The organism is Shimia fortis (genome assembly GCF_040225985.1).
In the GTDB taxonomy this organism is placed as follows: Bacteria; Pseudomonadota; Alphaproteobacteria; order Rhodobacterales; family Rhodobacteraceae; genus Shimia.
Window position 1 is genome coordinate 167019 of the sequence record NZ_JBBPEU010000007.1, and the last position, 13369, is coordinate 180387.

Genomic DNA, 13369 nt, shown 5'->3' on the forward strand with positions numbered 1-13369 from the left:
TCATGACCGCAAATCAGAAATCCACGCTTGTTGCTTCGGCCTATCGCCGCCTGCGCACGGATATCCGTGAAAACCGGCTTGCCCCCGGGTTCCAGGCCCCCGAACCCGAAATCGCCACGCGCCTCGGGATGAGCCGCACGCCCGTGCGCGAGGCCCTGATCCGGTTGCAGGCAGATGGCCTTGTCCGCCTTGTCCCCCGCCACGGGCCGTTGGTGATTGCTTTGACTCCGTCCGAGGTTCAGAGACTTTATGACGTGCTGAGTGCACTGGAACCGGAAGCGGCGGTATCCCTTGCCGATGCAGCGCCGGATACTGAAACCCTCTCGGCGCTTTCGGGATATGTCGGGGATATGGCCCAAGCACTGGATCGGCAGGATCCGCAGGGCTGGCTGGCGGCAGATGACCTGTTTCATCAGGAAATCCTGTCGCTTCAGACGAACCCGCGTCTGCACCACATGGTGTCACCCTTGCTGGACCATGTGCACCGGGTTCTTTTGACAACGCTGCCCTATCGCGACCAGATGCAGCGCGCGACCGAGGACCACCAGACGCTTTTGGCTGAACTGGCTGCGGGCAATGCCAATGGCGCACGGCGCGAGCTGCGCCAGCATCGCAAACGCGAAGGTCGCGAGGTCATGGAAATCATCGCGGCACAGTCCCTGACCGAGCTTTAGTGAAAATCCCGACTGGGAAACAGACGCTTGGCCTGTTCCCGGGGATGGCGCACAGATGGTGGCTGTCGGGCCACGCGGGGGCGCGGGGCGTCATCGGCCTGGGGCTGCGTGATCCCCACCGCGTCATCCATCGGGTGCCCCAGTTCGGCCAGAAGATGTGACATGTCTTCAATCTTTTGCGCGATCAGGTGCACGACGATCCCTTCCCGCTGAAGATACCCTGTCACCCGTAACAGTCGTCCGCCCATCACCGTGCGCCGGTATTTTTCGTACATCTTCGGCCAGACCACGACATTGCTCACCCCGCTTTCATCCTCGAGCGTCAGGAAAATCACCCCCGATGCCGTACCCGGACGTTGCCGCGTGATCACCAGACCGCATACCGAGACCTGCCCCAGCGGCGCCTCGGCCAAATCAGAATGGATCGTCAGCCCCTGCATCATCGGTCGCAGCAATTCCATCGGATGCGCCTTGAGCGACATGCGCAGCGTAACGTAATCCTCGACCACCTCTTCACCGAGGTTCATCACCGGCAAATTCACCGAGGGCTCCCGGATGCCCTCGCCTTCTATTGGGTCGTTGAACAGGGGCAGCGGAGCCTTGCCTTTCACGGCCTTCACCTGCCACAGCGCCGCCCGCCGGGTCAGCCCGATGCCCTGAAAGGCGTCAGCTTCGGCCAGCCGTTCCAGAACCGGCGGTGCCACGCCTGCCCGTATCCAGAGGCTCTCGGGGTCGGGATAGCCGTTGCCGCGCGCCGCCACGATCCAGTCGGCATCTTCCTGACGGAAGCCCTTGATCTGCCGGAACCCCAACCGCAGCGCCAGCGCCCCGTCCACGCGCCGTTCAAGCCTGTTGTCCCATGTGCTGTGGTTCACGCAGACGGGGCGCACCTCGACATTGTGCTCGCGCGCGTCGCGTACGATCTGGGCCGGCGCATAGAACCCCATCGGCTGAGCATTCAAAAGCGCGCAGGCAAAGGCCGCCGGGTGGTGCCGCTTCAGCCAAGCGGACACATAGACCAGCATCGCAAAAGCGGCGGCATGGCTCTCGGGGAAGCCATATTCGCCAAACCCTTCGATCTGGCTGAAACACTGCTCGGCAAAGGCCGGCTCATAACCGCGCTCGAGCATGCCACCGACAAAGCGGTCGCGGAAGGTCCCGATCGTGCCCATACGCCGGAAGGTCGCCAGCGACCGGCGCAACCGGTCTGCCTCTTCCGCAGTGAACCCCGCCGCAACCACGGCAATCTGCATCGCCTGTTCCTGAAACAGGGGCACGCCCAGCGTTTTGCCCAACACATTGCGCAGGTCTTCGGATGGGAACGACACCGGTTCCTTGCCCTGCCGGCGCCGGATGTAAGGATGCACCATGCCGCCTTGGATCGGCCCGGGCCGGACAATCGCGACCTCGACCACGAGATCGTAATATTCCCGCGGCTTCATGCGCGGCAGGAAATTCATCTGCGCCCGGCTTTCCACCTGGAACACGCCCACCGCGTCGGCCACGCACAGCATGTCATAGGTCGCCTTGTCCTCCTGCGGAACGGTGGCAATGGTGTAGTCCGCGCCGTTGAATTCAGAGATCAGGTCAAACGCCTTGTGAATGCAGGTCAGCATCCCAAGGCTGAGGACATCCACCTTGAGAATGCCCAGCGCATCAATGTCGTCCTTGTCCCACTCGATGACCGTCCGGTCCTCCATCGCGGCGTTCTCGATCGGGCAGAGTTCATCCAGCCGCCCCTTGGTGATGATGAAGCCGCCCACATGCTGCGACAGGTGGCGGGGAAAGCCGACAATCTCGCGGATCAGGCGCACGGTCTGAGCCAGGCGCGGGTCGCTGGTGTCCAACCCGATTTCGCGCATCCGGTCAGGATCGGCCCCCTGGCTGGACATGCCCCAGATCTGGCCGGACAGGCTGGCTGTGACATCCTGCGACAGGCCCATCACCTTGCCCACCTCGCGGATCGCGGCGCGCGACCGGAAATGGATCACCGTTGCACACAACCCCGCGCGGTGACGGCCGTATTTTTCGTAAATATGCTGGATCACCTCTTCGCGGCGTTCATGTTCGAAATCCACGTCAATATCCGGCGGCTCTCCGCGATAGCGCGACACGAACCGTTCGAACACCATGGTGATGTGGTCGGGGCTGACATCCGTGATGCCCAGCGCATAACACAGGATCGAATTGGCCGCCGACCCGCGCCCCTGGCACAGGATGTTCTGGCTGCGGGCAAATTGCACGATGTCATGCACGGTCAGGAAATAGGCGGCAAAGCCCAGTTCGGCGACCATGGTCAGTTCTTTCTCGGCCAGTTGCCGGTAATGTACGGGCACCCCGTCGGGGCAGCGGCGCTGCAGCCCCTCTTCACACAGCCTTTCAAGCCGGGCCTGCGGCGCCTCTCCCCCGCCGCTTTCGTCCGGGTATTCATAGGACAGTTCGCTCAGGCAAAAGGTGCAGCGCACGGCGATCTCACTGGCGCGGCGCAGCGCGGCCGGATGGTTGCGGAACATGCGCGCGATATCCGCATGCCCCTTGAGGCGGCGTTCGGCATTGGGCAGGGCGCGGGTGCCGATCTCGTCAATTGTCACGTGGTGGCGCATGCAGGTCAGCACATCGGCCAGTTGCCGGCGGCTGGCGCGATGCATGAGCACGTCCCCAACCGCAACCATGGGCGCCGCCACCCGCCGCGCCAGCGTCGCACAGGCCGTGAACCATGCCTGATCCGCCCCGTCATAGCGCGGCGCGGCGCCCAGGAACACATTGCCGGGATAAACCTGTGCCAGCTTGCGGATCTGGACCATGCTGTCCCGACCCGTATCCGGCGGCAACGCCACCAGCACCATGCCGGCACATCCTGCGATCATATCCTGCATCCCCAGCACACAAGCCCCCTTTTCGGCGCGCCGCTTGCCCAAGGTCAGCAGCCGGCTCAGCCGCGCATAGGCCGCGCGGTCCGTGGGCAGCGCCAGCCATTCGACCGCGCTGTCCTGCAGGACAAGGCGGCAGCCTACGATCAACCGCGGCAGGCGTCGCACCTCGGGGCGCGCAATCGGCTCGGACGTGCCAACCGCCTGCCGTGAACAGCTGTCCGCCTGATGCTGCGAGCGGATTTCGATGGCCTCGTCCGCCTCGCGTTGCAGCGCCTTGAGTGCGGAATAGGCCCGCACCACCCCCGCCAACGTGTTGCGATCCGTGATGGCAATCGCCTCGAGGTCAAGCTCGGCTGCCCGTGTCACCAGTTCCTCGGGGTGCGAGGCCCCTGTCAGAAAGGTAAAATTCGAGGTCACGCACAGTTCGGCATATCCGCCCATCCGCTCGGGTCTCATGCGAATTCCCCCTGCACGTACCAGCCCGGGGCCTGTGGCGTATGATACATCCAGAGCCGCCGCCCCTGCCGCGTTTCAACCCGCCAGTAATCTCGTAGGCCAGTGCGCCAGTTGTCATCCGGTAACCACCATTCCGGTGCCACGCGTTCGGGCCCCGAAACCTGCGCCGCCGTCAGCCGCATGCGCCGCCATTTGAAATGCTGCGGCGGGCGCCGCCCTGTGGCCGCCACGCCCTCGGGCGGAAACAGCACCACCGGACGCGGACGGGCCACAGGCCAGGATCCGGCCCCGTCGCTATAGGCGGCCGCCGCAATCAGGAAGCTGCGTTCGGGAATGTGGCTGTCGGCGGGCAACATGCGATGGATGTTGTCCAACCCGATGCGGCTGCCAAGGCGGGTGATCAGGTCGCTTAGCCCATCCTTGGAGCGGCTCTGGATATGGCCAAGCTGGCGGGCGGGCATGGACTCGATCTGAGTCGCCTGCATCCGCATCAGGTCAATGCCGAACCCCGCATCGACCTCGGACAGGCCACGCTCGAACAGCGGCAGGATCGTGGCCGCGTCACGTAAGGGCCGCGCGAGGCGCAGTTCGACCTGCTGGCTGCCCTTATCCACACGCTGCAAAGTCACTTCCAGACGCCGCACCCCGAGATCACGATCCTTCAGCCGCTGGCAGAGCTGTTCCAACAACCGCCCGGCCCCGGCCATGACATCCCCGCGGAGGCCGATCGGTTCAGGAAAGGTCAGCCGCACGGCCAGCGGGGCCGCCTCGGCCTCGGGCGTGATTTCCTCGGACCGGTCCCCCAACGCCTGATCCAGCCGCAGCAGGGCGTCATTGCCAAACCGGCGTGTCACCGTGGCGCGGGGCAGATTGCGCAGCGCGGCAATCGTGCGAATGCCCAGTCGTTCCAGCCCGACACATGTCTTGCTGTCCAGCCGCAGTGCCGCGACCGGCAAATCTGCAAGCGCCCCGCCTGTGTCGCCTTCTGGGGCAACTCCTTCCCCGAAACGTGCCAAGGCCCAGGCCGCCCCGCGGGTATCGGCAAGGCCGATCCGCACCTCAAGCCGCGCCCGCAGCAAGCGCATGCGCATATCGGCCAGCATGCCTGCCTCGCCCCCGAACAGATGCGCCACACCGGTGATGTCCAGAACCAGCCCGTTGTCCCCTTCGAACCCGACCCAGGGCGAATACTTGCGCGCCCAGCGCAACAACGCGGCAAGGAACCTCTGGTCCTGCAAGCGGTCCACGGGCGCGGACCGCACATCCGGGCAATAGGCGCGCGCATCCGAAAACCCCATGCCACGGCTCAGCCCCTTGGCCTCGGCCTCGGTGTTCAGACACGCGACACGTTCGGCGTTGCTTTGCCGTTCGGTCAGCACGAAAGGGCCCTCGACCGGCTGCAACCGCTGCATCCGGTCCGAAGACAGCCTTGGGAACCACAATGACACGATCCGTCTTTGCATGAGTCTCGATTTTAAATGTTCACCATTTGTTCCAAAATAGATTTGGACATATCAAGAGTCGAGTCATTCGGACGGTCAAAAGAAAACGCTCCGCAATTTCTTGCGGAGCGTTGATCTCAGAACTTCCAGGCGGCGCCCACCATGTAGGACGATCCGTCCTGATAGGTCACACCCGGTTCCGACAGGCTGTAATTGCGATAGGCGGCATAAACCTGAACATTGTGCTTCTTCACGTTCTGCACAATCGCAAGGCCAAGGGATTCAGATTTGGAACTGGGGGCAATGCTCATGTCATTACCCGAGTAGTAATCAAGCGACAGCGCCGTTTCCCCCAGCGACCACCAATTCGCGCGATAGCCCACCTTGCCATAGACATAGTCGCCGCTTTCCCGGCGGTCCCCGGCCGATACCGACGCGTTCCACCCCGAGTCATGCAACACGCTGAACGATCCGATCGTGTCATGGCGTTCGGCCCCCGCTGCCAGATCAATCTTGGCATAGCCGATGGCGCCCTTCATCTTGAATGCACCTACCGTGTTCGCATAGCGCAGCGCCGCGTTGGATGTTTTGAAGTCAGCGTTGAAGGCCAGCATTTCCTCGCCATAGCTGGCAGAGAGGCTGAACCCGGCAAATGCAGGCGTGTCATAACGCAGGCGCACGCGGCGCCCGCCATCAAAGTTCGGCATGGTCGTGCCGACCGCGCGCGCGGTCAGCGCCCCCGTGCCATCGCGAAAAAGATAGGCCCCGGCCATGTCGCCAATCCCGGACCCTTGGGCAATTGTCGTGCCGGACAGGTCGCTCATCGCGGCACCGTCGGTCGAAACACTGCCCTGCCCCAGATAGAAGGTGCCGGCATTTTCAGTTTTCAGGATAAACTCGATCTTGCGAATCTTGCGGCGATCCCAGTCGAAATTGTCCAAGGACGCAACCTGGTTCACGCCGCTTGAGGGCTTCAGGCCCAGCGCAGTTTCAAAGTTGAACGACAGAGCGGCCCCATAGAAAGGTTGCCGGACCCAAATCCCGATCCGGCTGGGTGCATGGCCGTTGTCAACGAGGTGGGAGTAAGAGTCGACACCATCGTCATACCCCACACCCGCAATATTCAGCAGGCCGTAAAAGTCGATTGTTGCGGCCTCCTGGTCAGGATAGCGGCGCTCTGTGTCCTGTGCCAAGGCCGGCGCGGCGACAAGCAAAGCAGAAAAACCAGCGGCAAGAAGATTGGAAAGTCGGGTCATAATAAGGAACCATCATAGGAAAGACTCGGGGCGAGCATAGGAACCGTGGCAGGGCACTGCCAGACTGCCCACCGTGTTAACGCCACACTGGGGCACCGATGCAACGCTTTGCGCGAAAAAGGGCGGGCAGGAAAACCCGCCCGCCAGTCTCTGTCACGGGACACAAATTATGACAGATCAGATGTCTTCATCGGCCAGCCGCGCATCTTCGCGCATCTCGAGCCACATTGCGTTTAGAACGGCGAACATGGCCGCCAGCGGAAGTCCCAAAAGCCAAGCGAAATACCACATGTCAGGTTCCTTTCGTTAATACACGCTGTGGGCGTTCTCTGTGACGTCGGCCTCAGTGACCTTGCCCCAGAGCACTTTGTAGACCCAAGCCGTGTAGGCCAGAATGATCGGCATGAAGATCAGCGCGCAGATCAGCATCACGAACAGGGTGAGATGAGAGGACGAGCTGTCCCAGACCGTCAGCGACGCATTCGGGTCTTTCGAGGATGGCAGGATGAACGGGAACATGGTCAGACCAACCGAGGCGATAATGCCGGTGATCCCCATTTTTGACCAAAGCAGGGTCGACACTTCACGTCCGGCCCGCAGCCCCAGCACCGCCAGCGCGATCCCTACAAACCCCATCAGCGGGGCGACTACGATCCACGGACGCGCGGCATACGCTGCCATCCAGCTACCGCCCTTGACCACGTCGCTGAACAACGGGTTCGAGGGACCATCGGTCACGACCTTGCCGACAATGGCATATCCGTCGACCCCGACGGCAAGCCACAGCCCCGCCAGGGCATAGCTTGCGAAGGCAACCATGCCCGCCACCGTGCCAATGGCGCGCGCCCGCGCCTTGACCGGATCTTCGGCCTTCAGGCTCAGCCACGCGGCACCGTGCATAACCAGCATGGACAGCGACACGACTCCGGCCAGAAGGGCGAACGGGTTCAGCAGGCCAAGGAATTTACCATAAAAGCTGCCCTCATACATCGGCATCAGGCTGTCTGTCAGGTGGAACGGAACCCCCTGCAGGACATTACCCACGGCCACGCCAAAGATCAGCGCGGGCACTGCACCGCCAATGAACAGGGCCCAGTCCCAGCCATTGCGCCATGCGGTGCTGTCGCGCTTGGACCGGTACTTGAACGCCACCGGACGCAGGATCAGCGCCGCAAGCACGACGAACATCGCAAGGTAAAAGCCCGAGAAGCTGACCGCGTAAAGCGGGGGCCATGCCGCGAAAATCGCGCCACCGCCAAGGATGAACCACACCTGGTTGCCTTCCCAAACCGGGCCGATGGTGTTGATCGCGATGCGGCGTTCTACATCGGTTTTTCCGACAAAGGGGATCAGGGTCCCGACCCCCATGTCAAACCCGTCTGTCAGAGCGAAGCCGATCAGAAGAACACCCAGAAGCGCCCACCAGATCACGCGCAGGATTTCGAAATCAAGTAACTCGTGCAGGATCATGGCACTTACTCCGCAGGGGTGGCAGCAGCATCAGACAGCCGCGCCACATGGCGTTGGGTCCAAACCTCGGTCTCTTCCACGTCCATATACGGACCTTTGCGGATGTATTTGACCATGAGGCTCATCTCGATGATGAAAAGAACGGTGTAGAAGGCGACAAAACCGGCCAGCGTAATCAGAAGGTCTGCCACACTCAGATGACTGACCGAAAGCGCCGTGGGCAGAACACCGTCCACCGTCCAGGGCTGGCGTCCGAATTCGGCCACGAACCAGCCAAGCTCGGCTGCGATCCAGGGGGCGGGGATCATGATCACCGCAAGGCGCAGCGACCAGCGCGGGAACTGCATGCCCTTGAACGAGGCCAGATAGAAGAAGTAAGCCATGGACAGGATGAACCCGAAGCCAAGCGCCACCATCAGGCGGAATGCCCAGAACAAGGGCCAGACTGTCGGCACCGTGTCATTTGCGGCAATCGCGATCTGTTTCTCGGTCGCGTCGCGCGGGTCATCGACATAGCGTTTCAACAGGAAGGCAAAGCCAAGATCCGCGCTGTGTTCTTCAAACCGTGCCTGAAGCTCGTCCGGGATCGGCGCGCCTTTCAGGGCCTGAATGTCCATCAGGGCGTCATAAGCAATGAGACCGGTCTTGATGCGTGCCTCGGCATTCTCGACCAGTTCGGCAATGCCCGGAACCTCTTCGGTCAGGGACCGAGTTCCGATCAACCCCATCGCCCAGGGCAGATGGACGGCATAATGGGTTTCACGCGCAAGATCATCCGGGAACCCGACCAGAGTGAAAGATGCCGGTGCCGGTTCGGTGTGCCACATGGCCTCGATCGCAGCGAGTTTCATCTTTTGGCTGTGGGTCGCGGCATAGCCAGATTCATCGCCCAGAAGGACTACCGAAAAGGCCGAGGCCAGACCAAAGGCCGACGCCACCGCAATCGAGCGGCGCGCCAATTCGATGTGGCGCCCTTTCAGGAGGTACCAAGCAGAGACCCCGAGAACGAACACAGAAGCAGTCACATAGCCCGCCGAAACGGTGTGTACGAATTTGGCCTGCGCTACTTCGTTGAACACGACGTCAAAGAAGTTGGTCATTTCCATGCGCATGGTTTGGGGATTAAATTCGGCCCCGACCGGGTGCTGCATCCAACCATTGGCGATCAGGATCCAGAGCGCCGAGAAATTCGACCCCAAGGCCACAAGCCACGCGACGACAAGGTGGGCCACCTTGCTCAGCTTGTCCCATCCAAAAAAGAACAAGCCCACAAAAGTGGCTTCAAGGAAGAAGGCCATCAACCCCTCGATTGCCAAGGGCGCGCCGAAGATGTCTCCGACATAGTGGCTGTAGTAAGACCAGTTCATCCCGAACTGGAATTCCATCGTGATCCCGGTTGCGACCCCAAGCACAAAGTTGATGCCGAACAGGGTTCCCCAGAATTTGGTCATTTGCCGCCAGATCGGGCGGTTGGTCATGACATAAACCGTCTCCATGATCGCGACGAGGATCGACAGACCCAAGGTCAACGGCACGAAGAGGAAGTGATACATGGCTGTCATCGCAAATTGCAGGCGCGACAGCTCGACAATATCCAGCTCCATTTCGAATTCTCCAAAACAATTGGCGAAAGATACACCAAAGATTCATCTTTAAAGGAGCCATACGCCTGAATCCTTGCTCTGTTATTGATTCAGGTCAAAAAATACATTTTCAATGTACATTTAATTGCGGGCGCAGTTCGGAACCGTGCACTCTGCCCGGTTCCCCCGTGAAACCTTACTCGGAGATCGAAATGACCCTGTCAGCGCTGTCGATTTCGGCTCTGCGATGCGAGGCCATCAGAATCGCGGCCTCTGGCAGGTAGGCCCGGATATTTGACAACACCTGACGGGCGGTCGGGGCATCAAGCCCTTCTGTAGGTTCGTCCAGCAACAACAGACGAGGATGCCGCAACAAGGCGCGCGCCAGAACAAGTCGGCGCGTTTCACCCCCCGAAAGACCAGCGCCGCCCTCGCCAAGCGCGCTGTCCAGCCCGCCCATGCGATCGACCACCTGCGACAGGCAGACGACTTCCAGCACCTCTCGGGCCTGTTCGGCGGTAAGATCAGACTTCGCCAAAGCGAGATTTTCAAAGACACTGCCAGACACAAGGGCGCTGCGTTGCGTCAACAGGGTCAGAACCGACCGCAATTCCCGCTCTCCAAAGGCACGCAAATCCTGGCCTGCCAGCGATATGCTGCCAGCATAGTCGGGTTCGGTTCCGGCAAGAAGCGCCAGCAGCGTCGATTTCCCCGACCCGCTGGGGCCAATCACGGCAACAGTTTCCCCCTGCCCCACAGTCATGGAAAACCCTTTGATCAACGGGCGTGCGGCGTCGCCGCGCCGGAAACTCAGGTTCTCGACATGAATGCCGCCTTCGGATGCGTGCCCGCCCACGCGGGCGGGGCCGGTGCCCTGCTCTTCATGGCGCAAAATCCGTTCGGCCGCATCGCGGATTCGGCCAATTTCAGACAGGCCCCGACGCAATGGCAAAAGGGTTTCGGTCAGGGCCAGCGCCACGAAAAAGCCGATCGCGCCAAAGGCGGGATCAAGCATGCCTTCGTGGACAAGGTACGCCCCGAGGGCAAGCGCCGCCGAAGCCACCAACGTGCCCAAGGACGCCAACGCGAAACCAGCCCGCCGTTCGACCCTGTCGAGATCGCGCATTGCCGCGCGCATCGAGTCGTCCACGCCGCGCAACTGGTCGAGTTTGGCCTGAACCTGCCCCTGCAGGAACAAGTCCGTACGTCCGCGCATCAAGCCAATGGTAACGCGCCGCAAAAGCTGACTGGCGCGTTCGGCCTGTCGAGAGGGGGCGTAGGTCTTGCGCGCCAGGCGCATGAGAATGAGGCCACCGCCCAGAATGTAGCCGACAGCGATTGTCGCCGCGACCAAGCCCCCGACCAGCGCCCAGAGCACAAGGAACACGACGACATGAGTGATCAGTCCCGCTGCAATCGGCAACCCGACCCGCAGGACAATCCCGTCAAGCGCATCCACATCTGCCGTGATGCGCGTCAGGGCCATAGGGCCACGCAACCGTTGCATTTCCGGCAAAGACAGGCGTGACAGGCGCCGCATCAGGCTGATGCGCAAGGCCGACAGCGCCCGCAAGGTGGCATCATGGGTGAAGATCCGCTCGCCATACCGCGCGCCTGCACGGCCAAGCGCCAGGAAACGCACCCCGGCGCTGGGGCGAAACACATCAAAGGCGATGCCGATCCCAGCCAGCCCAGCAAGCCCCGTCGCGGTAATGAACCAGCCCGACAAGCCCAACAGCGCCGCGCCCATCAACAGCACGGCCACGGCCATCAATGCACCCCGCCACATCGCGGCAGGGGCAGCCCCCCATATCAAGCGGAACGCGCGCCAAAGAGAGGTCATGCGTGGCCCTCCACGGTGATCGTGCGGTCCATATGCTGTACGACCGCAGGATCGTGGGTCGCAATGACGACAACCGCGCCCTGCCGCGCCAACCTCAGGAAGACCTCAACCAGCTGCTGCGTCGTGTCAGGGTCGAGGTCTGCCGTAGGTTCGTCGGCAAGGATGACATCAGCCCCCCGGAAGATCGCCCTCGCCACCAAAAGTCGGCGGGCCTCGCCGCCGGACACTCCAGCCCCTGTTTCGCCAAGCCGCGTCTCAAGCCCCTCAGGGAGCGACGCCACCACGGCATCCGCCCGCGCCGCGGCCAGAGCTTCAGCAAGATCACGGCCAGTCCCGTCAGGATCAAGGAAATCGCGCAAGGGGCAATCCGGTAGATGAACGAGCTGTGGAATGAAGGCCACGCGGCGACGCCATGCATCTGCTGTGTCCTCGGTCAAATTGGTGCCTGCCACGGTCACATGCCCGCTTTCAAGCGGCACCAGCCCCGCCAACCCCAAAAGGCACGTGGTCTTGCCCGCGCCGCTGTCGCCGACCAGAGCCACGGCCTCGCCCGGCGAAACCGCGAGATCAGGCAAAGCGACCGGAGTTGTCCCGCGCAGCACGACGGTCCGCTCACTCGTGATGTTGGCAGGCCCGTCAAGCGCGGCGACTTGCGCCCCCTGTCCGGGAATCTGCTGGCTTCGGATAGTTTCCAGCTTGTCCATCTCGTCCATCACAGACATCGCGCCGGCCCTGTCATGCCATGCGGCCGCCATATCCCGAAGGGGCTGAAAGAACTCGGGCGCGATCAGCAGTAGAAACACACCCTCGGCCAAGGAAAGCCCGCTGTCCCATACACCAAATGTGATCTCGCCCAACAGCGAAAACCCCACAAAAACCGCCACCATGGCCACGCCGATGGCGGCGAACAATTCGAGCACGGTGGACGACAGGAATGCAATGCGCAACACGGCCATCGTGCGGCTGCGCAAACCTTCGGCACGGTCGGCAAAGTCTTTTTCGGCCTGCTCGGTCGCATCCAGAAGCCGGATATCCCCCAAGGCGGACAGGCGATCCATAAGCAGGCGGTTCATATCGCCCACCTCGACCATCTGACGATCACTGGCATCTTTGGCGGCGATCCCGATCAGGGCCATGAACACCGGGATCAACGGTCCAGCGACCAGAAAGATCAGCCCGACGGCCCAGCTAAACCAGAAACTGATGCCCAGAAGAACCAGCGGCACGAACCGGACCCGCGCCATCGCGGGTTTGTAGCGGGTCAGGTAAGGCACCAGCATGGGCAGTTTCTGTGATATCAGGGCGGCAAGCTCGGCCGACGTCGTCACCTGCACGTCGCGGCGCACCTCGCGCGCAAGAATCTGGTGCCGTTCCCCCGACACGATTTCGTCCGCCAGATCAAACAGAACACCCCCGGCGCGCTGTTCCAAAAACGCGCGTAGCAACCCGCCCAGAACGAATACGGCAATGGAAATGCCCGCCGCATTGAGCTGGCCGTTCACCCAACTCTGGATCAGCAGTGCCGCCGCTGCGGCCTGGACCGGCCACATCAGCGATGCAAGCACCAACAAACCGGATGCCCGGCGCAGACCCGGCCCTGCTGCAGCATCAATCCGCCGCAGAGTCGCAGATTTCTGGGGTTTGGTTCGTTTCATCGTTTCGCGCGTCGATCTGATTGATCCAAATCTTTGAATATTACCTTCGCATCCGAATGTAAGGGGCCGCACGCGCGACAAATGCGCCGATCCCGAAATGCAAAGGCCCCGGTGTGT

General features: G+C 62.0%; 9 protein-coding genes. 1 reads left to right on the plus strand and 8 read right to left on the minus strand.

The genetic code is table 11. From position 1 onward, the window contains the following. The first annotated feature begins 2 nt into the window (after positions 1–2). Entirely contained in the window at positions 3–674 is a 672-nt protein-coding gene (locus tag WNE31_RS12415) for a GntR family transcriptional regulator (protein ID WP_349980107.1), read from the plus strand. On the opposite strand, the gene WNE31_RS12420 is transcribed toward WNE31_RS12415, so the two are convergent. From WNE31_RS12420 to WNE31_RS12455, 8 genes are all read right to left on the minus strand, one after another. Further along, the gene (locus tag WNE31_RS12420) at positions 671–4003 is read right to left on the minus strand and encodes an error-prone DNA polymerase (protein WP_349980109.1); all 3333 of its coding nucleotides are present in this window, start codon (positions 4001–4003) and stop codon (positions 671–673) included. The genes WNE31_RS12415 and WNE31_RS12420 overlap by 4 nt on opposite strands. Then, positions 4000–5466 (minus strand): Y-family DNA polymerase, encoded by a 1467-nt coding sequence (locus WNE31_RS12425; protein ID WP_349980111.1) that lies wholly within the window; start codon positions 5464–5466, stop codon positions 4000–4002. Before WNE31_RS12425 ends, WNE31_RS12420 begins: the two co-directional genes overlap by 4 nt. A gap of 116 nt (positions 5467–5582) precedes the next feature. After that, the gene (locus WNE31_RS12430) at positions 5583–6701 is read right to left on the minus strand and encodes a porin (protein WP_349980113.1); all 1119 of its coding nucleotides are present in this window, start codon (positions 6699–6701) and stop codon (positions 5583–5585) included. A gap of 177 nt (positions 6702–6878) precedes the next feature. Next, positions 6879–6992, minus strand: a complete 114-nt coding sequence (gene cydX / locus WNE31_RS12435) for a cytochrome bd-I oxidase subunit CydX (RefSeq protein WP_349980114.1) — start codon at positions 6990–6992, stop codon at positions 6879–6881. 15 nt (positions 6993–7007) lie between these two features. After that, positions 7008–8171 (minus strand): cytochrome d ubiquinol oxidase subunit II, encoded by a 1164-nt coding sequence (gene cydB, locus WNE31_RS12440; protein WP_349980115.1) that lies wholly within the window; start codon positions 8169–8171, stop codon positions 7008–7010. A 5-nt stretch (positions 8172–8176) separates the two neighbouring features. Then, entirely contained in the window at positions 8177–9775 is a 1599-nt protein-coding gene (locus WNE31_RS12445; RefSeq protein ID WP_349980116.1) for a cytochrome ubiquinol oxidase subunit I, read from the minus strand. A 175-nt stretch (positions 9776–9950) separates the two neighbouring features. Beyond that, a complete protein-coding gene (locus tag WNE31_RS12450; protein ID WP_349980117.1) occupies positions 9951–11597 on the minus strand; it encodes an amino acid ABC transporter ATP-binding/permease protein in 1647 nt (548 codons plus the stop codon). Beyond that, positions 11594–13252 (minus strand): ABC transporter ATP-binding protein/permease, encoded by a 1659-nt coding sequence (locus WNE31_RS12455; protein ID WP_349980119.1) that lies wholly within the window; start codon positions 13250–13252, stop codon positions 11594–11596. Before WNE31_RS12455 ends, WNE31_RS12450 begins: the two co-directional genes overlap by 4 nt. Positions 13253–13369 lie beyond the last annotated feature (117 nt).